Genomic DNA, 25,575 nt, shown 5'->3' on the forward strand with positions numbered 1-25,575 from the left:
GCTGTCGGTTGATCGGGCGGGTTTATAAGGCAAAAAATGGCTTAAATTTTCCCCGCTTCGCGGAAAAAAGAAAACCTCCAGGCTTGCACTCTACTTGTGCAAGCCTGGAGGTTTTACTATAGGGTATGAACGGTCTCGTTCTATAAATCTATAAGAGCAAAGCAGGCGCTGGAAAGCAGCTTACAGCGAGCCGTGTTTGCGCTGGAAATCTGCCAGATCGGTATATTCGTCCTCCAGTTTGCGGGATAAACGAATGAAGATCGGAAGGAGCTCCTTGTAGATCATCGCATTTTCTTTTTGCGGCACGTGCTGATGCGTTGAACCTACCATTTCAGCTACGACGCGCAGGGAATCTACGCGTCCGGTCGCATACAAACCAAGCACCACGGCGCCCAGACAGGAGCTTTCGATGCTTTCCGGCACGGTGACAGGCTGGTTAAAGATATCGGCCATCATTTGGCGCCACAGGGCTGAGCGGGCAAATCCGCCGGTGGCCATGATTTTCGTCGGCTCGGCGATTTGTTCTTCCATAGCCAGCAGCACCGTATAAAGGTTGTAAATAACGCCCTCCAGCACGGACCGTATCATGTGCTCCTTCTGATGGTGAAGAGTCAAACCAAAAAAGGAGCCGCGGGCGTTAGGATTCCAGAGCGGGGCGCGTTCCCCGGCCAGATAGGGATGGAAAAGGAGACCTTCGGAGCCCGGACGCACCCGTTCGGCTATTTTGGTTAAAACGTCGTAAGGGCTGATGCCCAGCCGTTTAGCGGTTTCGACCTCGGAAGCGGCAAATTCGTCCCGCGCCCAGCGGAAAATAACGCCGCCATTGTTGACAGGTCCGCCAATGACCCATAATTTGTCGGTCAGCGCATAGCAGAAAATCCGGCCTTTCGGATCGATGACCGGACGGTCCACCACGGTGCGGATAGCGCCGCTGGTGCCGATCGTGACGGCTACTACGCCGGGGTCAATGGCGTTGACCCCCAGATTGGACAAAACGCCGTCCGTGGCGCCGACGATAAAGGACGTATCCGGATGCAGGCCCATTTGCTCGGCGTAGACAGGGGAGAGGCCTTTCATTTCATGGGTGGTCGGCACAGGCTTGGACAGGCGGTCAGGCGTAATGCCGGCCGTCTCCAAGGCGCCCTGGTCCCAATCCAGCTTTTCAAGCTCAAACAAGCCGGTGCAGGAGGCCATCGAATAATCGATAACGTAATCGCCGAATAATTTTAGAAATACATATTCTTTTATAGAAATAAATTTTGAGGTCTGCGCGAACATTTCGGGCTGCTCGTGGCGCATCCACAGAATTTTGGTGAGCGGGGACATCGGATGGATCGGCGTGCCCGTTCTCAAATAAATCTCATGTCCGCCGAGCTCGCGCTTCAGCTTCTCGGTCCAGCCGGCGCTCCGGTTGTCGGCCCAGGTCATGCCGCGCATGAGCGGCCGTCCAGAGACGTCCATAGGGATGAGGCTGTGCATGGCGGAGCTGAAGGAAACGAACATCACCTGCTCTGGGTCAGCTGCGCTTTGAAGCATGACCTGACGAATCGTTTCCACGACGGCCGTAAGAATATGCTCCGGATCCTGCTCGGCAATATCCGCGGACGGCGTATATAAAGGATATTCCACATGAGCCGTTCCTAAAATAGAACCGTCCTGACGAAACAGGACGGATTTGGTGCTGGTGGTGCCGATATCGACACCTATCATATAAGAGGAATCTTTTTCATTTCGTGCAGTGGTTGTGTTCATGTTTAAAGCCTTCTTCCTTAATTTTTGCTGAGATGATCTGATCTTAGGTAACTTGAGTTTGTTTGGAGGTGCAAATGGGCTTATACAAAGATGCTCAAAATCAGAATAAAGATCAGGCCAATGACGGACAGCAGCGTCTCCATAACGGTCCAAGATTTCAACGTTTGCGGAACGGTCAGGTTGAAGAACTCCTTGATCATCCAGAAGCCCGCATCGTTTACATGCGACAGGACCAGGGAACCTGCGCCGGTAGCCAACACGACCAGCTCGACGCTTGCGCCAGGCGTGGCGGCAAGGACAGGGGCGACGATGCCCGCGGCGGTTGTCATCGCAACCGTTGCGGAACCGGTGGCAACGCGAATCAAAGCAGCGACCAGCCAGGCGAACAAAATAACGTTGATATGAGCGTTGGTAGCCACATGGGCAATCGCAGAGCCTACGCCGCTGTTAATCAGAACTTGTTTGAATGCGCCGCCGCCGCCGATGATCAAAATGATGGTTGCGGTAGGCGCCAAACATTCGCTTGTAAATTTAGAGATCTGCTCTTTGGTAAATCCTCTTGCGAAACCCAGTGTGAAATAGGCAAAAACAACCGAAATCAGCAGGGCGATGACTTCATTTCCGATAAATTCGCAGAAAATGGTAAAGCCGCTGGTTGCGTTTGGATCCGCAATATCGGCAATGGATCCGATCAACATCAGGATGACCGGCATCAAAATCGTCAGCAGCGTAATGCCGAAGCCTGGCAAATCGGCCGTTTTTTTCTCGGAGAGCTGCTCGGCCAAATTGGTCGGAGGTGTTGCATGGATACGTTTGCCGATATATTTGCCAAATAAAGGACCGGCGATGATAGCTGTAGGCAAACCGACAATCAGGGACAGCAAAATGGTTTTTCCAAGATCGGCCTGATAGGCGTCGATGGCGATCATAGGCGCCGGATGCGGCGGTACGAGACCATGGACCGTAGACAAACCGGCCAAAATCGGAATCCCGATTTGCAGCAGGGACATTTTCGTTTTGCGGGCAACCGTAAAGATGATAGGAATCAGCAGAATAACGCCAACCTCGAAAAAGACGGGGATCCCGACGATGAAGCCGACGATCATCATGGCCCAGTGGACTTTTTTCTCCCCGAACCGGTCGATAAGGGTGGTGGCGATCCGCTCTGCACCGCCGGATTCGGCCATCATTTTACCCAAGATAGTGCCGAGGCCGATGACGATCGCGATTGTTCCGAGCGTGCCGCCGAGTCCGCTTGTTACGGACGTTATGACGTCCGCGGCTTTCATGCCGGATACGAGACCCAGCAGCAGGGCGGAAATCAGAAGAGTTACGAATGGGTTCCATTTGAATTTGGATATCATGATGATCAGAAAGGCGATCGCGATGACCGTCCAGACCAACAAGGTGGCATCATGGCTTAAGCCAAACAAAGATTGCATAGAGGTTCCTCCTCGGAAAAAATGGTTATAACGCTTACAATTAACCGTGTTTCGGTTATTTTCCCACATTCAGGGTCCGTTTATTACGAAACAACCGGTATACTTGTATACAATTTAAAGCGCAAGAAACGCTGGGCAGCACCAACGCATCTTTAGATAGGCTCTTATATGGAAGAAGGAAGACTTCGCTGCAATGTGTTTCGGGAATCGGCAAAATATTCTTCAACTTCTTGCTGAATGAGAGCCGAATCTTTTGATATCAGTCCATTCATCAATTTGCGGTGTTTGTTTATTACTCGGGAAATATTTTCGTCGCCGCGCGAAAAAACCTCTTCCGTCGTAATCAGCATCACCGTCATCACGATATGCCGGATACTGTTCCATAGATGAAGAATCCGCGTATGGTTGGCGGTTCGGACCACGGTTTCATGAAAGGTCAGATCCTGAAAAGCAAACTCCACGATGTCGTGGTGTTTGGCGGCTAGTTCCATGCGATCGATGATTTTCTCGAGCTGGCCGACCAGCTCGCTCGTGTCCGTTTCGGCAAGGCGCTGCTGGGCAAAACTTTCAATTAAATATCGGACGTCATAAAGCTCATCCCGATCTTTGGGAAGAAGCCCGATGACGACGGCACCCATCCGCTCAAGCCGGATCAGGCCTTCGGCCGATAAGGTCCGCATGGCTTCACGGACCGGGGAACGGCTGGTGCCGAAATCGGCGGCAATCCGGTTCTCCGAAAGGACCTCTTCCGGTTTGATGGTGCCATTGATGATCTGCAGTCTCAACTCACTGGCCACGGCTTCTCCCAGCGAGGTTCCCTGCAGCCAAACAGCGGGATAACGCATGACTTTCTCTCCATTCAGTTAGAAAAATGATTTCGAATAAAGACTTTATACGATCATAACATGAATGAAGGCGCATCCATAATATGCAGGGCCAAAAATCGGCTGGGTTGGGATGGAAAAGGAATCCTCATTTCAAATATTAGGTTAATCATCTCCTCATCTGTATACTTGTATACAATATTTAAAAACTTAATAATATTTTACCCCTTGCCAACTAAGCTGTAAAGGTAAGTTGAAAGCGTATCAGTGAAGGAAAAGAACGGGAAGAAACGGGTTATTCTGAGATGTATGAGACATCTAGCCACTTACTAATAAAGATAAAGAAGGTTAAAAACGATTATCCACATGTGGACAACCGATATTTCAGTCCAGCATACTCCATTTCTGTGGATATTTATCTCCGGGTGAAAAGCAGGATTAAGTTGACTTTAGGCCTGTTTCGTGATTAAATGTAAAAAGGCTTTTTCTGCGAACACATATAAGCGGAGAAAAATACGAATCAGTTAAGGATATCCTGTGAGGGGGTGCAAATAGATGAAACCTACTTTCAAACCGAACGTGAGCAAACGCAAAAAGGTTCATGGTTTCCGTAAAAGAATGAGCACTAAAAACGGCCGTAAAGTGCTGGCTGCTCGTCGTCTTAAAGGCAGAAAAGTACTGAGTGCGTAATACGTGCGTACGTAAAGACCACTACGGTGGTCTTTTTTTCCATTAAGGCCTTTTATAAAGTATCCGGGGTCCCCGCTAAGTTTCTGATTGGCTTCGGAGCCTGGCCCCACTTTGTGGGGTTATTTTGCGTAAATAAATATAAAATCCGTGATGCCTTAATTGTCTATAACCAATGAGGGTTACAGGCAGGAAAAATACGGCGATAATAAAGGGACGGGGGGAGTTCCCTCTTTTTCCTTAATAGATGGATAGCAACAAAAAGCAAGGAGAAAAGCCGTGCATAAAAAGCTGCGTTTACGCAATCGGGCCGATTTCGGCCGTGTATATCGGAATGGAAAATCTTTTGCCAACCGACAGCTTGTCGTTTATTGGTCGCACAGACCCGAGGTGGAGAAGTTCCGCCTTGGGATATCGGTAAGCAAGAAAATCGGCAATGCCGTGGTGCGCAACCGGATGCGCAGGCTGATCAAAGAAATTGTACGGTTAAACAAGGACAAGCTGATTAGCCAGGTCGATATTATTTTTATCGTGCGAAAAGGAGCCGTAGAAATGGGCTATGCCGAGCTGGAAAAAAGCGTGCTGCACGCGTTCCGGAAAGCCGGTTTGCTCAGGGGTTCCAAATGAGGCGGGCTTGTTTTCTTTGCATGCCTGAATATGGTATGATTTATCCTGATGGAAGTGGCTAAGAGAGGGGTTATGAAGTGTCTTTATTGAAGACTAAAAAGAGCAGATGGATTCTGCTTATTCTGGCTATCGGCCTGATTGCCGTACTCGAGGGCTGCGGGAATTCGGCAGCGTCCCAGACGACGACGGAAAACCTGAGAAACGGTAACTTCTGGAATGCAAATGTAGTCTATTGGTTCTCGCTCACCTTGGACAGCTTTGCCAACTGGTTTGGGGGCGAATACGGCCTTGCCATCTTGGTGATGGTGATTATCGTTCGGACGATTATCCTGCCGCTGACGCTTAAGCAGGTTAAGAGCTCCAAAGCGATGCAGGCGCTGCAGCCTGAACTCAACAAGCTTAAAGAGAAATACAAGGATAATCCACAGCAGCAGCAGCAGGAAACGATGAAGCTCTTCCAGGAGCATAAGGTAAACCCTATGGCAGGGTGTTTCCCGCTCATTATTCAAATGCCGGTATTTATCGCGCTCTATAACTCGATTATTCATAACTCGGCAATCAGCCAGCATTCTTTCTTGTGGCTGGAGCTGGGTAAACCGGACCATCTCTTTATTCTGCCTTTGCTGGCCGCAGCAACGACATTCATTCAAACGAAAATGATGTCCAGCATGAATCCGTCCAGCGTAGCGGGACCTATGCAGTTTATGATGTTTATTTATCCGGTGCTTATTTTCTTTATGGCTTACAATTTCCCGTCAGCGCTTCCGCTGTACTGGTTCTATAGTAACCTTTATACCATTATTCAAAACTACATTTTGTATCGGAAGCCAAATACGGCTGCAGTCGCTTCCGTTTCCACTGCAACTGTGCCTAGCAAAGGCAATTCCAAAAAAGGCGGCTCTAACCTAAAAGCCGGCACTCCTAACCGGAGCGCCAAGGAGGCCAAAAAATCCAAATGAACAAAGTTGTGACGTCGGGAAAGACCATTGAAGATGCTGTGAAACAAGGATTGGCCATGCTCGGCGTAACCGAGGATCAAGTTGCCGTAACTGTATTGGAGCAGCCATCGAGAGGTTTTCTGGGTCTGATCGGAGTCAAACCCGCGAAGGTAGCTGTGACGCTGCTGAGCGAAGGACGTCCGGAACCGGAACCCCCGCAGGAGGAAAGATTGGCTGAACGGCCGGAGCCTGAATCATCCAACATTCAGGCTGCCGGACAAGCTCAGGATCCTTATGAGGCGGCGGCGTCATTTCTGCGCGAAGTTGGCGAAAGCATGGGCCTTGAGCTCAAGGTTGAAATTAAAAAGCATCGCGACGGGATGCTGCTGGCGGTATCCGGCAGCAACCTGGGCCTTTTGATCGGACGCCGGGGCCAAACGCTGGACGCGCTTCAGTATTTAGCCAACATTGTGGCTAACCGCTATTCTACTAATTTTGTACGTCTTATCGTGGATGCCGAGAACTTCCGTCAGCGTCGTAAAAAAACGCTGGAAGAGCTTGCCGAACGTTTGGCTGAACGGGTTGTTCGGACAGGCAAAGAGGTCGTGCTTGAGCCGATGCCTTCCCAGGAACGCAAAGCCATTCATGCCAAACTGCAGAATCATCCGGAAGTCAAAACGCTCAGCAAAGGCGAAGAGCCGAATAGGCGGGTTGTCATCGCACCAAGGAATAAATAAATAAACAGCTTTCTCCCAATGACGTGACGCTCCGGCTAACGTCATTGTTTTTTAGCAGGATAGGCGCTTTTTAAGTCCATGTTCCCCTAAAGGGGTTAGGAGTCTTTATTTTCTGTACCGCTTGATGTTGCCGTTCGGCCCCCGCAAACTTTATCAACCGCTGAGGTTGGAGTTTTGTGGGGTGTTTTCTATTCTGAAAGGGATGTTTATTGTTTAGCTTTGGTCATACCTGGAGGAGAGAAGAGATCAGCTCTTCAATAAATTTTTTAAGGAAATGGGGCATTCGCCATATGTTAAGCGATACGATTGCTGCGATCTCAACCGCGGTAGGAGAAGGCGGCATTGCGGTTATCCGGGTCAGCGGACCCGATGCCATACCGGAGGTTGCCAAACTGCTGCGTTCGCGCGTAAATTTAACGGAAGCCGAAACTCATACTGTTCATTACGGTTTTATCATAGATCCGGAAACGCTTGAGAAAACGGAGGAAGTGCTCGTTACCGTGATGCGGGCTCCGCGTTCTTTCACGATGGAGGATGTAGTTGAAATCAGCACCCACGGCGGAGTAATCTCCGTTAAGCGGGTGATGGATCTGCTGCTTCAGCAGCCGGGCATCCGGCTGGCCGAACCGGGCGAGTTTACGAAGCGGGCTTTCTTGAACGGACGGATTGATTTGTCCCAGGCGGAAGCGGTCATCGACCTGATTCGCTCTAAGTCAGACCGGGCTTTTTCGGTGGCTTTGAAGCAGGTGGCGGGCAACCTTTCCCGGGAAATTAAAGACATGCGGTATACACTGGTGGAAACGCTGGCTCACATTGAGGTCAATATCGACTATCCGGAACATGACGTGGAATCCATGACTACCGAATTTATTAAAGAGCGCTGCAGCAAAGTGATTGCCCAGATCGAGCGGCTGCTCAAGACGGCTAATGAAGGGAAAATTTTGCGGGAAGGCATCACTACGGCGATCGTCGGCCGTCCGAATGTCGGCAAATCCTCATTAATGAATGCTTTGACCCGTGAAAATAAAGCGATTGTCACCGATATTCCGGGAACTACGCGTGATGTGATCGAGGAATTCGTGACGATCAACAATATTCCGCTGAAGCTGCTCGATACGGCCGGGATCCGCGAAACCTTGGATGTCGTTGAAAGAATCGGTGTGGAACGCTCCAAAGCCGCAGTCGAAGAAGCGGATTTGATTCTGCTGGTGCTGAACGGGGCTGAGCCTCTGCATGAAGATGAGCTTGCTTTAATAGAAGGAATCCGTCGGCGACAGGTGTTGGTTCTGATTAACAAGACAGATTTGCCGCAGCAGCTCGATCGAAGCAAGCTGGGCGAATATTTTGAAGCAGGACAAATCGTTGAGCTGTCCGTGAAGACACGGGATGGGCTGGAGCGGCTTGAAGACGCGATCAGCGAGTTATTTTTCGGCGGGAAGCTGGAGTCCGGTGATTTGACTTACGTAAGCAACGTGCGCCATATTGCCCTGCTGAAGAAAGCCAAGCAGTCGCTGCATGACGCGTATGAGGCTTCAGACAGCGGCATACCGATCGATATTATGCAGATCGATGTAAGGCTGGCCTGGGAGCAGTTGGGCGAAGTGATCGGCGATTCGGCGCCGGACGCGCTGCTGGATCAGATTTTTTCCCAGTTCTGCCTCGGAAAATAACTGAAAATTGCAGGAAATACGTTTATCCGGCGGTTCTTCATGGTATCATGGTAGAGTCGTAAAAATTTTAGGTTTTATCACTTGTAAGAGGTTGAGGCTCATACGGGTAAGCTTTTTTAAGAGGACAGGGTGGAACTTATCCTGACGAATATATAGAACAAATTATTAGAGGAGGTATTGCCATGGGTTATTCAGCAGGAAACTACGACGTAATCGTCGTAGGCGCCGGTCATGCCGGTGTTGAAGCCGCTTTGGCTGCGGCACGGATGGGCTGCAGCACGCTGATGGTCACGATTAACCTGGATATGATTGCGTTTATGCCCTGCAACCCGTCGATTGGCGGCCCGGCAAAAGGCCATGTCGTGCGCGAAATTGATGCGCTGGGCGGGGAGATGGGACGCAATATCGATAAAACGTTTATTCAAATGCGGATGCTGAACACGGGGAAAGGGCCTGCCGTACACGCTTTGCGTGCGCAAGCGGACAAATTCCTGTACCAGCAAACGATGAAGGAAACGATGGAGAAGGAACCAAACCTGACGATGCGTCAGGGGATGGTGGAGAAGCTTATCGTGGAAAACGGCGAATGTGTCGGCGTAATCACGAAAACAGGCGCCGAATATCGTGCCAAATCGGTGGTTTTAACTACAGGCACTTACCTGCGCGGCAAAATCATCATGGGCGAACTGATGTACGAAAGCGGCCCGAACAATCAACAGCCTTCGGTAGGGCTTGCTCTTCATTTGAAGGAGCTGGGTTTTGATCTTGTCCGCTTTAAAACGGGAACGCCTCCGCGTGTCCACAAGGATACGATCGATTTTGCCCAAACGGAGATTCAGCCTGGGGATGAGAAGCCGAAATTCTTTTCCTATGAGACTAAAGGTTCGGATAATGAACAGCTGCCTTGCTGGTTGACTTATACTTCGCTTGAAACCCATGAGATCATCAATGAAAACCTGCACCGCGCACCTATGTTCTCCGGCGTGATTGAAGGTACAGGTCCGCGCTACTGCCCGTCCATTGAAGATAAAATCGTGCGGTTCAGCGATAAACCGAAACATCAGATTTTTCTGGAGCCGGAAGGCAAAAATACGTCGGAATATTACGTTCAAGGTTTGTCTACCAGCATGCCTGAGGACGTTCAGCTGCGTATTCTCCGTTCGATTCCGGGTTTGCAAAATGTAGAAATGATGCGTACAGGTTACGCCATTGAGTACGATGCCATGGTACCTACGCAGTTGTGGCCATCTCTGGAAACGAAACGTCTGCCTGGTTTATTTACAGCTGGTCAAATCAACGGAACCTCCGGGTACGAAGAAGCGGCGGGCCAAGGCATCATGGCCGGTATCAACGCAGCTCGCAAAGTGCAGGGAAAAGATCCGATCGTGCTGAACCGTTCCGAAGGTTACATCGGCGTTCTGATCGACGACTTGGTGACTAAAGGCACCAACGAGCCGTACCGTTTGCTGACTTCCCGTGCCGAATACCGTTTGCTGCTTCGCCATGACAATGCGGATCTGCGCTTGACGCCAATCGGCCATGAGATCGGACTGATTACGGAAGAACGGTATAACCAATTTTTGGATAAAAAAGCGAAGGTAGAAGCGGAAATCGAACGATTGCGCGCCGCGAAAGTAAAACCTTCAGAAGTGAATCCGCTGCTGGAAAGCATCGAATCCGCTCCGATCCAGGATGGCAGCAATTTGCTGACTATTTTACGCCGTCCGGAAGTCACTTATGACCTGGTTCATACCCTGAATCCGTCCGAGGTGGAATTGGATGAAGAGATGAAGGAGCAGGTTGAGATTCAAGTGAAATATGCCGGTTACATCGAAAAGCAGCTCGTTCATGTAGAACGTCTGCAAAAAATGGAAAAGAAAAAAATACCGGATCAAATCGAATACGAAGATATCCAAGGTTTGGCTATTGAAGCCCGTCAAAAGCTGGCTAAAATCCGTCCGATTTCGATCGGTCAGGCTTCCCGGATCTCCGGCGTTACGCCGGCTGATATTTCGATCCTGCTGGTTTATATGGAGCATTTTAACCGGGTAACCGCATCGAGAGAGGGGTAAGCGCCAGACATGGATCAAGTCCAAGCCCAGTTCACCGGACTGCTGAAAGAGAAGGGCATTACGCTGAACGAAGGACAGCTGGACCAGTTCGAAGGTTATTACCGCGAGTTGGTCAGCTGGAATGAGAAAATGAACTTAACCGGGATAACCGATCGGAATGAGGTATATATCAAACATTTTTACGATTCGTTATCTTTGGCTTTCTATGTGAATATGGAGGAGATCGGCTCGATCGCCGATATCGGTTCCGGGGCGGGATTTCCCGGTCTTCCACTGAAGATCGCTTTTCCGCATCTGGAGCTTACGATCGTGGATTCTTTGAATAAAAGGATTCAATTCCTGCAGCATGTGGCGAATGAGCTTAAGCTGGATAAGGTGAAGCTGGTTCACGGCCGTGCCGAAGATATTGCCCGTCAACCGGGTTTCCGCGACAGTTATGATCTAGTAACTGCACGGGCAGTTGCACGTATGGCTGTACTGAATGAGTTTTGCCTTCCTTTCACTAAAGTAGGCGGTTTGTTTGCGGCGATGAAAGGAACGGATCCGAGCGAAGAGCTGAAGGAGGCAGGCCGCAGCTTTAAGGAACTAAAAGGGAAGGTTAAACAATCCTTCCAGTTCCAGCTGCCTGTTTCGGATTCAAGCCGGCACATTATTCTTGTGGATAAACTTCAGGCCACTCCGGGGAAATATCCGCGTAAAGCGGGGACGCCTTTAAAATCTCCACTGGTCTGATAAGAAGAACTGTTCGAGTTTGCTTGATGTTCATTTTTTAGGGAAGTAAAAGTTGACGGGCCAAGGGTTTTGGAAGGGATCCGCTTTAGCTGAACTACAACAATTTTAGACAGAAGGAGAGGTGCCTGCGGGCACCTTTTTTTATGAGCTTCTTTCATGTCCTTTATTCTTGACCCTGTTCGTGAGAAAGGATGAAGTTCCACATAAAGTTCCACATCTTGGGGTTGTTTCCTTTTGTTCCACGTGAAACATCGGGAATGTAAAATTCAAAATACGTGATGGAATAGAATAGGATTATAGAGGAAAAAGTGGTAGAATAGATTTATCCCGTAACGTCTCTTCTTTGCGTCTTGAATAGAGATGCTTTTTTACATAGGAAGGAAAAACGGGTCTCATTGATGTCCCGACATACGTCGTATTGTGTTTTTAGGAAATCATAAAGGATGCCCTTTATGAAACTATGAAACTAGGTGGTAATCTGCGGAATGAAAGAACAATTTTCTAAATTGTTTGGTTTGACTGAGCGAAGCGCCGGGGATGAAGTGAAGCAAATTCCGGTTGATGAGATTGTCGGAAGCCCTTATCAACCACGTACGATTTTTGATGATGAGAAAATCGAGGAATTATGCCAGACGATTAGAACTCATGGAGTTATTCAGCCTATTGTAGTCCGCTTTCGCAATAACATGTATGAGATTATAGCAGGCGAACGCCGCTGGAGAGCTGTTAAGAAACTTGGTTTGGAGACCATCCCGGCGATTATTCGTGATTTTAACGATTCGCAGGCCGCATCCATCGCTTTGATTGAGAACCTGCAAAGAGAAGGGCTGACTTCGATTGAAGAAGCCGTCGCTTATCAAAATTTGATTGACCTGCATCAATTGACGCAGGAAAGTCTGGCTCAGCGTTTGGGGAAAAGCCAATCCACGATTGCAAACAAAATTCGCTTGCTTCAGCTTCCGGAAGTCGTGAAAAACGCATTGATGGAACGGAAGATTACCGAACGTCACGCCCGCGCTTTATTGTCTTTGGATACCGAAGAATTGCAGCAGAAGGTTCTGGAGGAAATTATTACGAAGGAACTGAATGTCAAACAAACCGAAGCACGAATTGCTTTCTATAAAGAAGTTGCAAAAACTAAAAAGAAGAAACGGATTTCTTTTACGAAAGATGTTCGTTTGGCCTTAAATACGATTCGTCAATCCATCGATATGGTCAATGATTCAGGTCTGGAAATTAAAACCTCCGAAACCGATCATGAAGATCATTATGAGATCGTGATACAAATTCCAAAGAGATAGGTATGGAAGGGTTATCCAGGAGCGGCAATAAGGGCCGCTTTTTGCGTCTTTTTGTAGGAAATAGCAGCTATTGATGAACTTCCGGTCTACAAGAAGATTTCTTAAGAATATTGAGGTGAAAAGGTTGTCTAAAACTATTGCCATAGCGAACCAGAAGGGCGGGGTAGGAAAAACCACGACTTCCGTCAATTTAGGTGCAGGTCTTGCTTTAATCGGGAAAAAGGTTTTGCTGGTCGATATCGACCCCCAGGGAAATACAACTAGCGGCGTTGGCATCAATAAGGCTGATGTGCCGAATTGTATTTATGATGTGCTGATCAACGAAGTCCATCCCCGTGAAGCGATTAATCCTACACAAGTTGAAGGGTTGGACGTGATCGCTGCGACTATTCAGTTGGCCGGTGCCGAGATTGAATTAGTCCCTACGATTTCCCGCGAGGTTCGTCTGAAGAAAGCCCTCCAACTCGTAAAAAATGATTATGATTATATACTGATCGACTGTCCTCCGTCTTTAGGTATTTTAACGCTGAATTCCCTAACCGCTGCAGACTCCGTTTTGATTCCTATACAATGCGAGTTTTATGCGCTTGAAGGACTCAGCCAATTGCTGAACACGGTCCGTCTGGTCCAAAAACATTTAAACACTTCGCTAGAAATCGAAGGCGTGTTGCTAACGATGTTTGATGCTCGTACGAATCTCGGCATTCAGGTCATTGAAGAAGTGAAGAAATATTTTCAGCAAAAAGTATACAAAACTGTTATTCCCCGGAATGTCCGCTTAAGTGAAGCACCTTCGCATGGTCAAACGATCATGACTTATGATCCGCGCTCTAAAGGAGCCGAAGTTTATTTAGAGCTAGCAAAGGAAGTGGTCTCTTATGAGTAAACGCCTTGGTAAAGGACTAGATGCTCTAATTCCTTCGCTATCCGTTAATGAAGACGATAAAGTGGTGGAAATTTCCTTAAAGCAGCTTCGAGCAAATCCTTATCAGCCAAGAAAAACGTTTGATGAAGAAGCCATTAAAGAACTGGCCGAGTCGATCCGTCAGCATGGCGTCATTCAGCCGATCATTGTCAGAAGTGTGCTTAAAGGTTATGAAATCATCGCGGGCGAGCGCCGTTTCCGTGCCTCGCAGTATTGCGGGAAAGAAACGATTCCTGCGGTTGTTCGCAATTTTACGGATCAACAGGTCATGGAAATTGCGCTTATTGAAAACCTTCAACGTGAAAATTTAAATGCGATGGAGGTAGCGGTCGCCTATCAGGGATTGATGGATCAGTTCCAACTGACCCAGGAAGAATTATCCATGAAGGTCGGGAAATCAAGATCGCACATTGCCAATTTTCTTCGATTATTGTCCTTGCCGCAAGAAGTGAAGGAATATGTTTCACGTGGAACATTATCGATGGGTCATGCCCGTGCCTTGGTAGGTTTGAAAAATCCAGAGATGATCAAACAGCTTGCCGAGCAATGTATCGAAGGCGAATGGAGCGTCCGGCAGTTGGAGGATGCGGTACAACAGCTCGATCGAAAGGGCAAAGAGAAACCTAAACCTGTTACCAAAAAACGGGATCCTTATATTGAGGAAGTAGAAGAAGTTCTTCGAGATCGTTATAAAACAACCGTAAAAATTAAAGCCAATAAAGAAAAAGGAAAAATTGAAATCAACTATTACAGCCAGCAGGATCTGCAGCGTTTACTCGATTTGCTTCAATAAGTCGATGATGACATATCTGTCTTGATTCCAAGATGGATGTGTTTTCTTCTTTATATGAGTTCAGAAGGAGGGACGAAAGATCCTATACCTTCGATTCTGGAAGTAAAAAATCCCTTTCAAGCCGTGCAGTCTTCTTTCATCGTACTTCACCAGAAATTTTTTCTTCTTATGGAGACCCCTGTGGCAGCAGGGACTAAGGAAGCAGGGAGGATAAGTTCTTGGAATCAAATGAACGGATTTATCTGGATCATGCGGCTACATCGTGGCCGAAACCGCAGCTTGTAATGGATGCCATGATGGAGGTTATGAATTCTATTGCCGGTAGTCCGGGAAGAGGGACACATGGCATGTCGCTACAGGCTGGAAGAGCGATGAATAAGGCGAGATTAACCTTATCCAAACTCCTAGGATTTAGAAATCCAAATGATGTAGCTTTTGCTAATAATGCGACGATGGCGTTGAATCTGGGAATCAAAGGACTGCTTCAGCCGGGAGATCATGTGATCACGACGATGCTTGAGCACAATTCGGTGCGCCGTCCGCTGGAGTTTCTAAAACGGACCCAAGGGGTGGAAGTCGATTATATCCAGGTCGATCCTTCGGGACAGGTTGATTTGGAAGCAGCGAAGAAATTATTTCGCAAAAACACAAGGATGGTTATCGCTACTCATAGCTCCAACTTGTTAGGCTGTATTTTGCCTGTTGCTGAACTTGCACGTCTGGCTCATGATCACGGTGCTGCTATGCTAGTGGATGGAGCACAGACCGCCGGTAATTATCCGATCCATGTCGAGCAGATGGGGATTGACATGCTGGCGTTTCCTGGACATAAGGGGTTACTTGGTCCTCAAGGGACAGGCGGCTTGTATATCCATCCGGATCTGCAATTGGTCCCGCAAATGCACGGGGGAACCGGCAGTCAATCTGATGAGCCCGAACAGCCGGATATCCGGCCTGACCGCTATGAAGCAGGTACGCCGAATGTTCCCGGTATTGCTGGAATGGCGGCAGGTACAGCAGAAGTGCTCCGAATCGGCGTCGAACAAATTTACAAACACGAATGGGACTTAACTCAAGCTATTCTTGCTGAATTACAAAAAATGGATGGCGTTAAATGGTTGGGCCCTCGGTTAGGTGAACCCCGGACAGGTATTGTTTCTTTTGTTCTGGAGAACCAGGATCCTGCGCAAACCGCTTTTCATTTAGATCGAGAATATGGCATTGCGGTCCGGGCCGGTTATCATTGTACCCCGCTTGGGCATGAACTATCCGGAACAAAAGAGACAGGGGCTGTACGGGTCAGTGTTGGGTATACTACGCAAGAGCATGAGATAGAAGCGTTCGTTAGAGCGATTGCGGAGCTGGCGAGAAGCTAGGCTTTTTAGAAAAATGGCACAGATCATACAGTCATCATGAACATCGGCTTTTAAAAGGAGAAGAACATTCACATGCAGGAATTAAACGATCTCATTTCGGATCAGCTGTTTGCTTTAATCGGCGGTTTGGCTGTATTGGTGTTGTGGCTGCTGGTCTGGAATTTTGTCCAAGGGGCAAAGCTCAGAAAGATGCGCAGAAAATATGAGATGATGATGAAAGGGACGGGTGTTGAGGATTTGGAATCCCTGCTCGTAAACCTGAAGGTTCAGCTGGATGAGGTAGAGGAGGAGCACGAGAAGCAGCAGCGGCAACTGCAGCATCTTGAAAACATTCTTCCGAAGCAAAAAGCAAAAATAGGCATAAAACGTTACAACGCTTATGCCGAAACAGGCAGCGATCTGAGCTTCTCCATAGCGATTGTCAATGACATGAAGGATGGAGTGGTGCTGACTGGATTGTTCAACCGTGAAGGGTCTTACGTATACGCGAAACCGCTTAAACAGGGAGAGTCCACTTATATGCTTTCCCCTGAAGAACGGGAAGCAATTATTCTGGCTGGGCAAGAGGGCTAAAATCCGCTGCGTCTCCATTCCCGGATGGCGGAATACAAGCTGCTTGCGATAATATCAGATAGACGCATGACAAGGCTAAGTCTTGTATTTTGAAGAACAAAGTATTCCATAAAGCCGCCGACATTGACGATGCCTGTAAGATGGATATCGCCAACCGGCGGTAATTCTTTATTTACGCCTGCTCCGGGGCGGAGAGGGCCCTCAACGATCTGAATGCAGCCTACGCTTGAGGATTGCCCTAGGCAGGCATCAATTCCGATAATGAATGGCTGATCATAGGTTTGGTTAATGAGGGTTAACGTTTCTTGAAGGTTCATGGCATGAACCGGTTGTTCGAGCGTTCCGTACAAATGGAATAGAGTCGGGTCAAGCTTGGAAAGAGCCGTTCCGACCAAAGGGCCAAGGCAATCGCCGGTTGAGCGGTCCGTTCCGATACAAACTATAATGATAGGGCGATGCAGGGCCATTTGATTAAAGTGCAGCAAAAGCCGATGGATGATAGCCGAATGAACTCCCGGTTCGGTGTGGGGAATTTTCAAGTAAGGAATTCCTTGTACACCGGGAACAGGTTTTAATTGGGACATAGAGACCTCTCCTTGTTTTTGAATTGGGATAAAAGTTTAAAATGGCGTCCGGGATTACGTAGGGGAATAAATCCTTACCTTGGACCAAACCAAGAAATGCCTGGCGAATGCCCAATGTATCCGTTCACAAAATAGGCCTGATGCTTGGCCCGATTTTAGGATTCGTTGGACAACGGTGTAGTAGTCAGTATATGGAAAATGTGAGTTTTTTATACTTCAATCTATAAGGGATTTAGGAGGGTCGAGATGGAGGATTGGCTGGTGATGGCTTTTGATTCTACGCAGCAGGCGCTTCGCTCCGAAACGCTGATGGAATATCTGGAGCTTGAGTTTGATTTATTTCCTACCCCCAAATCCATTACGGCGGGTTGTGCGTTGTCTATTCAATTTCCACCGGATTTGCTCGGGCAGGTTGTCCAAATGATCCGTCAGGAAAAGGTAGAGATCAGAGGGATTTTTAAACTTCAAAATGAGGTCTATGACGAAATAAGGCTTGAGGAGGTTTGATGACATGAACCGGTTCCTGTTAGAGGTTAGCGACGCGCAAGAAGCGATTGAGGCGGCAAAGACCTGGAAGGATAAGGTCTGGGATAAAATAACCGATACGACGATGTGGGAAAATATTTTATTTTCTGGTATTCGGATCGTCATTATTTTACTGATAACCCGTCTATTTGTCCGGCTGGTTTATAAAATTATTGATAATTCTCTGGAGCGCAGAGAGAAAAACCGGCTGACGCTCAACCCCCGCAGATTTGTAACGGTTGGGGAGCTCATGAAAAATGTAACGACAATCGTTAGCAATTTTATTATGATTATGCTTATATTAGGGGAGATAGGAGTTAATCTCGGCCCACTGATTGCAGGAGCAGGAGTTGTCGGGCTGGCAATCGGGTTTGGCGCACAAAGCCTGGTGAAAGACGTGATAACCGGATTTTTTGTCATCTTTGAGGATCAGTTTGCCGTCGGAGATGTTGTACAGATTGCCGGAGTGAAGGGAACGGTCGAAATGATCGGTTTAAGATCAACCCGTCTGATCAGCTGGACCGGAGAGGTGCAGATCATTCCAAATGGCATGATCACTACCGTAACGAATTATTCACTGAATAACTCGCTGGCGCTTGTAGATTTGCCGTTCAGCAATGCTCGTAAATTGGACGACGCTATCGACTTGCTGAAAGACGCTATGGCCCGGCTCAAAGAGGAGAACAAACTTATTTCGGAAACTCCGCATGTTGTAGGGGTTCAATCTTTAACTACAAGCGAATATGTGGTGCGTATTACCGTGGAGTGTCAGCCGTCGATGCGTGCCAATCTGGAACGGGAAATCAAGGCTTATGCCAAGGCGGCGCTTGAAGAGGAAGAGGCCAGATTGGCAGCCCGGGAACCGGCACAGGCCGACGGCGAAGCCTGACAGGCAGGAAAACAATAGAGGGGGAGCAGGTATGGAACGGAAATCCTTTCAGCTTGGCGATATCGTACAGATGAAGAAAAACCATCCTTGCGGCAGCAATGAGATGGAGATTATCCGCATGGGCATGGATATTCGCATCAAATGCGTGGGCTGCAAGCATAGCGTGCTGATTCCCAGAGCCAAGTTTGAGAAAAATATGAAAAAGGTGATCCGCTCGGCTGAAGCTGCCGATCCGCAGACTCCGGGAGATCAAGATTCTTTCTCGTGATCGGATTCCTTTTTTTCTCAGAGATCTTGCAAGCTAATTAGAATCATGGTACAATCATATATGCTGCGGAAAGGTACCCAAGAGGTCATAAGGGGACTGACTCGAAATCAGTTAGGCGTCGCAAGGCGTGCGAGGGTTCGAATCCCTCTCTTTCCGCCACCATTAATCTTTAACTAAGGACAACCTATAGCTTATGAATTCAAGACCTTTTACGTGATGAGCGTGGAGGGTCTTTTTTGTGCTTCAGACCGGTTGGCCCCCCTGTAACTTCACTTCCCCGAAGCAAGAGGGGTAAGACAGAGCATTTTTTTCTATAGATTAGTCTTCCTTCTTGATAAAACAAATAACAAATATTAATTATTGTCATTTAATTATCTATGTGCTATATTTAGACCATAGGAAATTGACGCGTGAAATGACAAAGGAATGAATAAAATTAAGGGAATAGAAAGGATGAGCTTCATGACAACTTTATTTGGCAAAGTGGCCATTATTACAGGATCCTCGAGAGGAATTGGACGCCAAATTGCCGGGCAGCTGGCCGGTTTGGGCGCCAAAGTGGTGATTAACTATTCCAGCAATCCGGATAAAGCGGAAGAAGCGGTAGCGCAGATTAAGCGGCAGGGCGGAGAAGCCATTGCGGTTAAAGCGGATCTTAGCAGCCTCAGCGAAATCGAAAAGCTGTTTCTGGACACGATTCAGGCCTATGGCAAAGTCGATATTCTGGTCAATAACGCCGGATTGATGATTACAAAACCGCTGTCGGAAATGACGGAGGAGGACTTTGATAGACAGTTTAACGTTAATGTTAAAGGTGCCTATTTTGCCATTCAGCAAGCGATGAAATACATGTCCAAGCAAGGACGGATCATTAATATCTCCACTTCCGTAGTCGGCCAGATGTTTCCGGGATACAGCGTTTATGCGGGGACCAAAGGGGCGGTGGAGCAGTTTACACGCCAGCTTGCGAAAGAGTTTGGCCCTAAACAAATTACGATCAACGCCGTGGCTCCCGGCCCGGTGAATACCGAGCTGTTTACCGTGGGCAAAACCGAACAGCAGATTGAAGGCATGAAGAAAATGAATGCGTTCGGCCGTCTGGGCGAGCCGGAGGACATCGCCAATGTCATTGAGTTTTTGGTCAGCGAAAAAGCTCAATGGGTAACCGGCCAAACGCTGCGCGTTAACGGCGGTTTCATTTAAGGTAAGGGGATGGCATATCGAGGGGGCCTAAACGCCCATACTGGTATCTTCTCAAAAAAATAAAAAGAGGGTGTCCCAAAAGATTGTGAGCAAGGGAAAGCCACCCGACCTCCAGACTTACTTTTTGTAAGCCTCGAAGCAGGAACCTTTTAAACCCTCGATGGCTCTTCATGTCTCCGAACACCGGCTCCGGCTCAATCATTCGTCTAACCGCTAAGGCATATCCTTCTTCACTTCGGAGCTTTTGCCTTGCTTGATTCTTGAGCCGTATATATTTCATGCTGACTTTGATCTCCCGATTCCCCTGAGCCTTTGTGCACTGCGACTTTAGTGGACATTCTTCACAGCTGGAGCTTCGGTAATGACGGTATTCGATTTCGTATCCACTTTCCGTTCTCTCTTTGCTTCCTCGCCGGAAAGATAGCGTTTGTCCAAATGGACATGTCCAGGTATCGTGTTCGCTGTTGTAGATCCTGTTATCGATCTTGCGGATATCCTTTTGCCAGGCCCTGCTTTTTTCACGGTGATACGTGTGTTGTATTTGACGATGGCTTCGATCTTGGTTCCGTCCACAAAGTAATGATCCAGTTTCACGTAGTTCTCTTCGGCCAGAAATTGAAGAACCGCTGTGAATACGGCCTCTAATACGGCTTTCATGCGCTCGGAACGAAATCGGTTGAGGGTGCGGAAATCCGGACGTTGCCTGCCTGCAAGCCACATCAACATGATATTTTCACGAACAGCCTTGGCAATGAGGCGAGAGGAGTAAATGCGCTGCGTATAGGCGTAAATGAGGACTTTGTTGAGCATCTTGGGGTGGTAACTGTCCCGTCCGCCTCCAGGGTAAGCGGCGTCAAAGATAGCGTAGTCGAGGCGATTGACGGCAGCGTTGACTACACGAACGAGATGATTTTCGGGAATGTCTTCTTCTAAATCCATTGGTAAACAAAGTTGATCCATGGTATATTGAATGTACAAAAGAAACCTCTTCTTTGTGAATGGTTGGTGGTACTTCTATTTTACCAAAGAGTGGTTTCTTTTTGTTTAGGAAAATGAAGAGGGTGTCCCGTCATTTTAATGACTTTTGGGACACCCTCTTTTCTTATTTGTCAGCCTACTGCCGTCTGTTATTTAATATCGCTCCAAAACTAGATTGGTTTTCAGCGAGTCGGCGTGTACCAACCAGCCTTTGGAATCGAGCAGACTCATCAGCTCGTCGCGGTTAGAGGAAGCTTCGTTGTAGCTGTCCGTTTTAAACGAAATTTCGATCACATTCTCCATGCCTTTGCCGTCTGCCGTTTTGACCGGCATTACTTCGATATCCGTTTCAAGGCCGTTGAATTCGCCTTCGTATTTATCAACGGTCACTGGACCATGAGCACGGGAATCCTCAAGTGTGTCCTTGCCCCAGCCTTTAGAATTGGTGTCTTCCAGCTTGCCCGGAATGTTGTCTACCAGGATGTCCAGCGCTTTGCTTTCCGAAGGAACGCTAAGTCCTTTAGAGGCCGATTCTTCTTTATCGTTGGAGAAGCTGAGCGTTTGTTTGCTGTAGCCCCAGTCGACTTCGGCGGCATAGTTGTCGTCGGAGGAATCGAAGCCGGCTTTGTTGGCTTCTGTTAGCGCAGCATCAATATTGCCGTTGGAGACGGCAAAACGTTTTTTATAAGTGAGCTCGTATTTCTTTTTGTCTTCTTTTTTGCGGAATCTCACGTTCCAGCCGGAAGCATTGAGATCAAGCGCATCGGTATCGAAATACTCGACCAGCTGCTTCTCAGCCGGATCCGAAATGTCAAAAGCGCTCGTTACGGAGCTTTGCAAAGTTCCATCCGTCTTTAATACTTTGCCTGCATCCAGCAGGAATTTTACTTCGTAGGAAGGAACCGCATTGGAATCCGCATGGACGTCCGTCGTTCCTTGCCACCCAGTCAGCAGGACAGCGGCGGTTAAAGTGGCAGCAGTGACAGATTTGACGATTTTGGCTTGAAATTTCATTGTTTCACTCCTTTAAAGTTTTGGCTTCCCTACAGGCTCCACTTTAAAGGGGTTCTATCAGAAAGATGTCAAAGCTGCTGATTTTTCTGGTAAAAAAATGAAATAGTTTCTTTTGGATACCCAAGATTTATTGTTGGACGGGCTTCAGACATTCGGATAAATGACTGGTGAATCTGCTCAGCAGAGCCGACTTGTGCCGGTTGGTATTGGTGACCATATAGATGTAGCGTTTGGACTCATTCCCTGGGATGTTCCTCATTTGCAGCAGCCCCCGCTGAACCTCAACCTCAACCGCCATGCGGGAGACGAAAGAGACATGCTCGCCAAGCATCACGGCCTGTTTAATGGCCTCCAGGGAATCAAATTCCAGAAAGGAGGGGAGGCGACGGCGACTGCTTTCCAGCCATTTTTCGGTCAGACGGCGGGTGCTGGACTCCGTACCATGCAGAACGAAGGAGGAGGATGCGATTTGTTCGGCAGTAGGCTCCGGTTCTGAGGCCAGGACATGGTTTGGAGAAAAGATTAGAACCAGATCGTCTTCACAGATCGTTTCGTTTTGAAGTTCGGCAGACATAAACGGTTCGGTAGAGATGATGCCCAAATCGATTTGGTGTTTCTCCAGCATTTCGCGGATGGCCGGCGCCGTTTTGACCGATAAGGAGATATGAATCCCCGGGTATTCTCTGGAAAAGCCGTATATGACCTCGGGCAGCAGATAAGTGGCCGGCACATAGCTGGCTCCGATCCGCAGGCTTCCTTTCCGCAAAGCGTCAAACTCCGTGACGGCCCGCTGGGCTTCAGCCGCAAGGGCACCGATTTTGACTGCATAATGATGCAGGGCGTAGCCGGCGTCGGTCAGAATAATTTTCCCCATACGGGTGTCGAACAGCTTTACCCCAAAATCTCTCTCCATGTTTTTCATATGAAAAGTAACGGTCGGCTGTTTAAGCTCCAGAATTTCCGCCACCGTTGTAATTTTATTATGTTTCTCCAGCAGCTCTACGATTCGCAGCTTCAGCAAGTTCAGGTTCATCATTTCCATAAGTTCTCCTCAGGTCCCTTCCATAAACAAAGATCTATATATATAGATTAAATCTATGAATGTTAACACAATTCATTGAAACAATTAATTTTGTTTTAACTTTGCAATAACACAGGGTTTGAACAAGGTAAGTAGACTAAGAGTTGTAAGCAGCTGCAGCTGTTTACCAGTTAACTGAGCAAGGAAGGGACATTATGGATTTACATATAAAAGGGCTCGGAAAAACCTTCGGTGTCACCACCGCGCTGCATCCTACCGATTTAACGGTCAAACATGGCAGATTCACTACGCTGCTTGGCCCTTCGGGCTGCGGGAAAACTACACTGCTGCGAATGATCGCCGGTTTGGAGACCCCGGACCAAGGCACGATTTCCTTCGGGGATGAGGTTTTATTTACCGGATCCGGACGCAAGGAAACGCCGCCGCATAAACGCGGGTTCGGCATGGTTTTTCAGGATTTTGCCTTGTGGCCGCACATGACCGTATTTGAAAATGTAGCCTTCGGCCTCAGGACAAGCCGGCGCACGAGCCAGCTACGGGAAACCGTCATGGAGGCGCTGGACAAGGTAAAGCTGGGCGGCATGGAAAATCGTTATCCGCACCAGCTGTCCGGCGGTCAGCAGCAGCGGGTTGCTTTTGCCCGGGCTGTCGCGGTGAAGCCGCGCCTCGTCTTGTTCGACGAGCCGCTTAGCGCGCTTGATGCCGTTCTGCGTGAGGAAATGCGCGTCGAGATGATGTCGCTAGTGCGCGATATGGGACTCACCGCCCTGTATGTCACGCACGACCAGATCGAAGCGATGTCCATGTCCGATGAAGTTGTCGTCATGCAGGGTGGCCGCATTTTGCAGTCTGGAACGCCTGAAGAGGTTTATGGGCGGCCAGCCGATCCGTTTGTCGCTCGCTTCATCGGTAAATCGAACTGGCTGCGGCTGTTGGAAGAGGGCAGTGCGTTGCCAGAGCTTGGCTCGGGGGATTGGGTCTCGAACACCACAAACACCACAAACACCATGAACGCCATGTTCAGACCGGAGCACCTTCGCTGGGAGCAGGACCGGGAAGGGACCTGCCAGGCCTTTGAGGCGGAAGTGCTGCAGGTTAGTTACATGGGTGACCGTTACGAGCTGCACATCCGGGCGGAGGAGCAACAGGACGTTTGGACCGCCTATCATCACAGCCGGATTCCGGCAGGAAGCCTTGTAAACGTATATCTGCCACAAGGACGGATTACGAAGTTCACGGAAGCCGGAGCCGCTGTTTGGACGAATGAGAGAGTGGAAGCAAATCCAACTATCAAACGTGCCGTGAGTGCCGCTAGTACCGAAAGAACTGAAAGTACCGAAAGAACAGCTGTTACTAAATAATGTCGCTTAACGAGGTCATGCAACGCTTACCCATGCCATAACCCAATGCCATAACCTAATGCATCACGCAATGCCATTGTGCAACAAAATCAGGAAAGCAATTAAACCAAGGGGGAATTAAATCATGACAGTGAACACGCAAGCGAAGAAAAAAGGAAAATGGGGAACAGGCGCTGCGCTGGCCCTGATGTTGACCTTTGGCATGGCCTTGGCCGGCTGCGGAAGCAATACAGCTTCAGGCGGAGCAGCTCCTTCGAACAGTGCAAATTCGGCTTCTTCCAATAATACCTCTACGGCTGCCTCGGCACCGGCTTCTGCTGAAAGCAGCGCTCCGGCTTCGACCGACTCTGCAGACAAAAAGCTGACCGTGTACACGGCGGGACCGGAAGGCTTGGCTACGAAACTGATCGAAGGTTATGAAGCGAAAACGGGCGTTAAAGTGGAAGTTTTCCAAGGAACCACGGGTAAAATTCTGGCCCGTATGGAAGCGGAAAAATCTAATCCGGTTGCCGACGTTGTTATTCTGGCTTCCCTTCCGTCTGCACAAGGCTTGAAGCAGGAGGGACTGACGCTGCCTTATCCGGATGCCGCAAATGCAGATAAACTGAACCCGGATTGGTCGGATGCGGATGGCAACTATTTCAGCACAAGCGCGTCGGCGTTAGGGATTGCTTATAATACCAAATTGGTGAAGAACCCGCCAGCCTCCTGGGAAGACCTTGCCAAACCCGAATTTAAAGACCAGGTGAACATTCCCGATCCTTCGCTGTCCGGTTCCGCACTCGACTTTATGACCGGCTACCTGAGCGTTAAAGGAGACAGCGGCTGGTCTTTGTTTGAGAGCTTCAAGAAAAATGGCGTAGCCATGGCCGGCGCCAACCAAGAAGCTTTGGATCCGGTAATTACGGGAGCTAAAGGTGTCGTGGCCGCTGCCGTTGACTACATGACTTACTCCTCGAAAGCTAAAGGCGAACCGGTCGATATCGTTTATCCGAAAGAAGGAACGGTGATCAGCCCTCGTCCGGCAGCCATCCTCAAATCGACTAAGCACGAAGCCAACGCCAAAGCGTTTATCGACTATCTGTTGTCTGACGAAGCGCAAAAGATGGTCACCGACGCTTATCTGCTGCCGGGACGTACCGACATTAAGGCGGATAACCGCGCCAATCTGGATGAAATCCCTCAATTTAAGGTCGATTGGGATTATATGAACAAAAACGGCGCAGACATTACTGAAAAATTCACGCAAATGTTTAAATAAG

At 48.6% G+C, this 25,575-nt stretch carries 24 protein-coding genes, 1 tRNA gene and 1 pseudogene; 19 read left to right on the top strand and 7 right to left on the bottom strand.

The features are described from left to right. Positions 1-180 precede the first annotated feature (180 nt). The 3 genes from gntK to AC3ZPD_RS06405 form a co-directional block, all read right to left on the bottom strand. Positions 181-1,752 (bottom strand): gluconokinase, encoded by a 1,572-nt coding sequence (gntK, locus tag AC3ZPD_RS06395; RefSeq protein ID WP_490983452.1) that lies wholly within the window; start codon positions 1,750-1,752, stop codon positions 181-183. A gap of 80 nt (positions 1,753-1,832) precedes the next feature. Beyond that, a complete protein-coding gene (locus AC3ZPD_RS06400) occupies positions 1,833-3,194 on the bottom strand; it encodes a GntP family permease (RefSeq protein WP_490983453.1) in 1,362 nt (453 codons plus the stop codon). A 164-nt stretch (positions 3,195-3,358) separates the two neighbouring features. Next, on the bottom strand, positions 3,359-4,039 hold the full coding sequence (locus AC3ZPD_RS06405; protein ID WP_490983454.1) for a GntR family transcriptional regulator: 681 nt from the start codon (positions 4,037-4,039) through the stop codon (positions 3,359-3,361). A gap of 534 nt (positions 4,040-4,573) precedes the next feature. Between AC3ZPD_RS06405 and rpmH the strand changes: the two genes are divergently transcribed. From rpmH to AC3ZPD_RS06465, 12 genes are all read left to right on the top strand, one after another. Then, positions 4,574-4,708, top strand: a complete 135-nt coding sequence (gene rpmH, locus AC3ZPD_RS06410) for a 50S ribosomal protein L34 (RefSeq protein WP_009223341.1) — start codon at positions 4,574-4,576, stop codon at positions 4,706-4,708. A 276-nt stretch (positions 4,709-4,984) separates the two neighbouring features. After that, on the top strand, positions 4,985-5,332 hold the full coding sequence (gene rnpA / locus AC3ZPD_RS06415) for a ribonuclease P protein component (protein WP_490983455.1): 348 nt from the start codon (positions 4,985-4,987) through the stop codon (positions 5,330-5,332). 77 nt (positions 5,333-5,409) lie between these two features. Further along, the gene (locus AC3ZPD_RS06420; protein WP_490983456.1) at positions 5,410-6,291 is read left to right on the top strand and encodes a YidC/Oxa1 family membrane protein insertase; all 882 of its coding nucleotides are present in this window, start codon (positions 5,410-5,412) and stop codon (positions 6,289-6,291) included. After that, on the top strand, positions 6,288-7,007 hold the full coding sequence (jag, locus tag AC3ZPD_RS06425; protein ID WP_490983457.1) for an RNA-binding cell elongation regulator Jag/EloR: 720 nt from the start codon (positions 6,288-6,290) through the stop codon (positions 7,005-7,007). The genes AC3ZPD_RS06420 and jag overlap by 4 nt, the downstream gene beginning before the upstream one ends. Before the next feature lie 290 nt (positions 7,008-7,297). Further along, the gene (gene mnmE / locus AC3ZPD_RS06430) at positions 7,298-8,677 is read left to right on the top strand and encodes a tRNA uridine-5-carboxymethylaminomethyl(34) synthesis GTPase MnmE (RefSeq protein WP_490983458.1); all 1,380 of its coding nucleotides are present in this window, start codon (positions 7,298-7,300) and stop codon (positions 8,675-8,677) included. Between the two features lie 182 nt (positions 8,678-8,859). After that, a complete protein-coding gene (gene mnmG, locus AC3ZPD_RS06435; RefSeq protein ID WP_490983459.1) occupies positions 8,860-10,749 on the top strand; it encodes a tRNA uridine-5-carboxymethylaminomethyl(34) synthesis enzyme MnmG in 1,890 nt (629 codons plus the stop codon). Positions 10,750-10,758: 9 nt separating this feature from the next. After that, positions 10,759-11,481, top strand: coding sequence for a 16S rRNA (guanine(527)-N(7))-methyltransferase RsmG (rsmG, locus tag AC3ZPD_RS06440; protein WP_490983460.1), 723 nt, complete (start codon positions 10,759-10,761; stop codon positions 11,479-11,481). Between the two features lie 485 nt (positions 11,482-11,966). After that, positions 11,967-12,782 (top strand): nucleoid occlusion protein, encoded by an 816-nt coding sequence (gene noc / locus AC3ZPD_RS06445; RefSeq protein ID WP_490983461.1) that lies wholly within the window; start codon positions 11,967-11,969, stop codon positions 12,780-12,782. A 124-nt stretch (positions 12,783-12,906) separates the two neighbouring features. Continuing rightward, positions 12,907-13,668 (top strand): ParA family protein, encoded by a 762-nt coding sequence (locus AC3ZPD_RS06450; protein ID WP_490983462.1) that lies wholly within the window; start codon positions 12,907-12,909, stop codon positions 13,666-13,668. Beyond that, positions 13,661-14,500, top strand: coding sequence for a ParB/RepB/Spo0J family partition protein (locus AC3ZPD_RS06455; RefSeq protein WP_490983463.1), 840 nt, complete (start codon positions 13,661-13,663; stop codon positions 14,498-14,500). The genes AC3ZPD_RS06450 and AC3ZPD_RS06455 overlap by 8 nt, the downstream gene beginning before the upstream one ends. A gap of 218 nt (positions 14,501-14,718) precedes the next feature. Continuing rightward, a complete protein-coding gene (locus tag AC3ZPD_RS06460; protein ID WP_490983464.1) occupies positions 14,719-15,876 on the top strand; it encodes an aminotransferase class V-fold PLP-dependent enzyme in 1,158 nt (385 codons plus the stop codon). Between the two features lie 72 nt (positions 15,877-15,948). Beyond that, a complete protein-coding gene (locus AC3ZPD_RS06465) occupies positions 15,949-16,449 on the top strand; it encodes a DUF4446 family protein (RefSeq protein WP_490983465.1) in 501 nt (166 codons plus the stop codon). Here AC3ZPD_RS06465 and yyaC read toward each other — a convergent pair. Next, complete coding sequence (yyaC, locus tag AC3ZPD_RS06470) at positions 16,446-17,033, bottom strand: spore protease YyaC (protein ID WP_490983466.1); 588 nt, start codon at positions 17,031-17,033, stop codon at positions 16,446-16,448. The two genes, AC3ZPD_RS06465 and yyaC, sit on opposite strands and share 4 nt — an antisense overlap. A gap of 246 nt (positions 17,034-17,279) precedes the next feature. On the opposite strand from yyaC, the gene AC3ZPD_RS06475 reads away from it, so the two are divergent. The 5 genes from AC3ZPD_RS06475 to AC3ZPD_RS06495 all read left to right on the top strand — a co-directional run bounded on the left by AC3ZPD_RS06475 (position 17,280) and on the right by AC3ZPD_RS06495 (position 19,918). Then, positions 17,280-17,540, top strand: a complete 261-nt coding sequence (locus tag AC3ZPD_RS06475; protein ID WP_490983467.1) for a putative Se/S carrier protein — start codon at positions 17,280-17,282, stop codon at positions 17,538-17,540. Between the two features lie 4 nt (positions 17,541-17,544). After that, positions 17,545-18,447 carry a mechanosensitive ion channel family protein gene (locus tag AC3ZPD_RS06480; RefSeq protein WP_490983468.1) on the top strand — a complete coding sequence of 301 codons (903 nt, stop codon included), beginning with the start codon at positions 17,545-17,547 and terminating at the stop codon, positions 18,445-18,447. Between the two features lie 31 nt (positions 18,448-18,478). Beyond that, complete coding sequence (locus tag AC3ZPD_RS06485; RefSeq protein ID WP_490983469.1) at positions 18,479-18,715, top strand: DUF951 domain-containing protein; 237 nt, start codon at positions 18,479-18,481, stop codon at positions 18,713-18,715. A 67-nt stretch (positions 18,716-18,782) separates the two neighbouring features. After that, positions 18,783-18,874 (top strand) — tRNA-Ser (locus tag AC3ZPD_RS06490). A 303-nt stretch (positions 18,875-19,177) separates the two neighbouring features. Next, the gene (locus tag AC3ZPD_RS06495) at positions 19,178-19,918 is read left to right on the top strand and encodes an SDR family oxidoreductase (RefSeq protein WP_490983470.1); all 741 of its coding nucleotides are present in this window, start codon (positions 19,178-19,180) and stop codon (positions 19,916-19,918) included. Here AC3ZPD_RS06495 and AC3ZPD_RS06500 read toward each other — a convergent pair. The 3 genes and pseudogenes from AC3ZPD_RS06500 to AC3ZPD_RS06510 form a co-directional block, all read right to left on the bottom strand. Then, positions 19,911-20,896, bottom strand: a pseudogene (locus AC3ZPD_RS06500) (transposase). The gene AC3ZPD_RS06495 and the pseudogene AC3ZPD_RS06500 overlap by 8 nt on opposite strands. A 153-nt stretch (positions 20,897-21,049) precedes the next feature. Continuing rightward, the gene (locus AC3ZPD_RS06505; RefSeq protein WP_490983471.1) at positions 21,050-21,910 is read right to left on the bottom strand and encodes a CYTH domain-containing protein; all 861 of its coding nucleotides are present in this window, start codon (positions 21,908-21,910) and stop codon (positions 21,050-21,052) included. A gap of 127 nt (positions 21,911-22,037) precedes the next feature. Next, positions 22,038-22,943, bottom strand: a complete 906-nt coding sequence (locus AC3ZPD_RS06510; RefSeq protein ID WP_490983874.1) for a LysR substrate-binding domain-containing protein — start codon at positions 22,941-22,943, stop codon at positions 22,038-22,040. Positions 22,944-23,146: 203 nt separating this feature from the next. Here AC3ZPD_RS06510 and AC3ZPD_RS06515 point away from each other — a divergent pair, with 203 nt between their 5' ends. Together AC3ZPD_RS06515 and AC3ZPD_RS06520 are read left to right on the top strand one after the other, a co-directional pair. Continuing rightward, on the top strand, positions 23,147-24,313 hold the full coding sequence (locus AC3ZPD_RS06515) for an ABC transporter ATP-binding protein (protein ID WP_490983472.1): 1,167 nt from the start codon (positions 23,147-23,149) through the stop codon (positions 24,311-24,313). 124 nt (positions 24,314-24,437) lie between these two features. Next, positions 24,438-25,574 (top strand): ABC transporter substrate-binding protein, encoded by a 1,137-nt coding sequence (locus AC3ZPD_RS06520; protein ID WP_490983473.1) that lies wholly within the window; start codon positions 24,438-24,440, stop codon positions 25,572-25,574. The last annotated feature ends 1 nt before the right edge of the window (position 25,575 follow it).

This window comes from Paenibacillus mobilis (assembly GCF_058267595.1).

Bases quoted from the DNA above. Each gene is read 5' to 3' on its own strand.
- AC3ZPD_RS06510 (WP_490983874.1), bottom strand. From the start codon at position 22,943: ATGAACCTGAACTTGCTGAAGCTGCGAATCGTAGAGCTGCTGGAGAAA.
- AC3ZPD_RS06520 (WP_490983473.1), top strand. From the start codon at position 24,438: ATGACAGTGAACACGCAAGCGAAGAAAAAAGGAAAATGGGGAACAGGC.
- AC3ZPD_RS06505 (WP_490983471.1), bottom strand. From the start codon at position 21,910: ATGAAATTTCAAGCCAAAATCGTCAAATCTGTCACTGCTGCCACTTTA.
- AC3ZPD_RS06455 (WP_490983463.1), top strand. From the start codon at position 13,661: ATGAGTAAACGCCTTGGTAAAGGACTAGATGCTCTAATTCCTTCGCTA.
- jag (WP_490983457.1), top strand. From the start codon at position 6,288: ATGAACAAAGTTGTGACGTCGGGAAAGACCATTGAAGATGCTGTGAAA.
- AC3ZPD_RS06400 (WP_490983453.1), bottom strand. From the start codon at position 3,194: ATGCAATCTTTGTTTGGCTTAAGCCATGATGCCACCTTGTTGGTCTGG.
- AC3ZPD_RS06485 (WP_490983469.1), top strand. From the start codon at position 18,479: ATGGAACGGAAATCCTTTCAGCTTGGCGATATCGTACAGATGAAGAAA.
- rpmH (WP_009223341.1), top strand. From the start codon at position 4,574: ATGAAACCTACTTTCAAACCGAACGTGAGCAAACGCAAAAAGGTTCAT.
- AC3ZPD_RS06495 (WP_490983470.1), top strand. From the start codon at position 19,178: ATGACAACTTTATTTGGCAAAGTGGCCATTATTACAGGATCCTCGAGA.
- mnmE (WP_490983458.1), top strand. From the start codon at position 7,298: ATGTTAAGCGATACGATTGCTGCGATCTCAACCGCGGTAGGAGAAGGC.
- AC3ZPD_RS06480 (WP_490983468.1), top strand. From the start codon at position 17,545: ATGAACCGGTTCCTGTTAGAGGTTAGCGACGCGCAAGAAGCGATTGAG.
- AC3ZPD_RS06405 (WP_490983454.1), bottom strand. From the start codon at position 4,039: ATGCGTTATCCCGCTGTTTGGCTGCAGGGAACCTCGCTGGGAGAAGCC.
- rsmG (WP_490983460.1), top strand. From the start codon at position 10,759: ATGGATCAAGTCCAAGCCCAGTTCACCGGACTGCTGAAAGAGAAGGGC.
- AC3ZPD_RS06515 (WP_490983472.1), top strand. From the start codon at position 23,147: ATGGATTTACATATAAAAGGGCTCGGAAAAACCTTCGGTGTCACCACC.
- AC3ZPD_RS06465 (WP_490983465.1), top strand. From the start codon at position 15,949: ATGCAGGAATTAAACGATCTCATTTCGGATCAGCTGTTTGCTTTAATC.
- gntK (WP_490983452.1), bottom strand. From the start codon at position 1,752: ATGAACACAACCACTGCACGAAATGAAAAAGATTCCTCTTATATGATA.
- yyaC (WP_490983466.1), bottom strand. From the start codon at position 17,033: ATGTCCCAATTAAAACCTGTTCCCGGTGTACAAGGAATTCCTTACTTG.
- AC3ZPD_RS06475 (WP_490983467.1), top strand. From the start codon at position 17,280: ATGGAGGATTGGCTGGTGATGGCTTTTGATTCTACGCAGCAGGCGCTT.
- noc (WP_490983461.1), top strand. From the start codon at position 11,967: ATGAAAGAACAATTTTCTAAATTGTTTGGTTTGACTGAGCGAAGCGCC.
- mnmG (WP_490983459.1), top strand. From the start codon at position 8,860: ATGGGTTATTCAGCAGGAAACTACGACGTAATCGTCGTAGGCGCCGGT.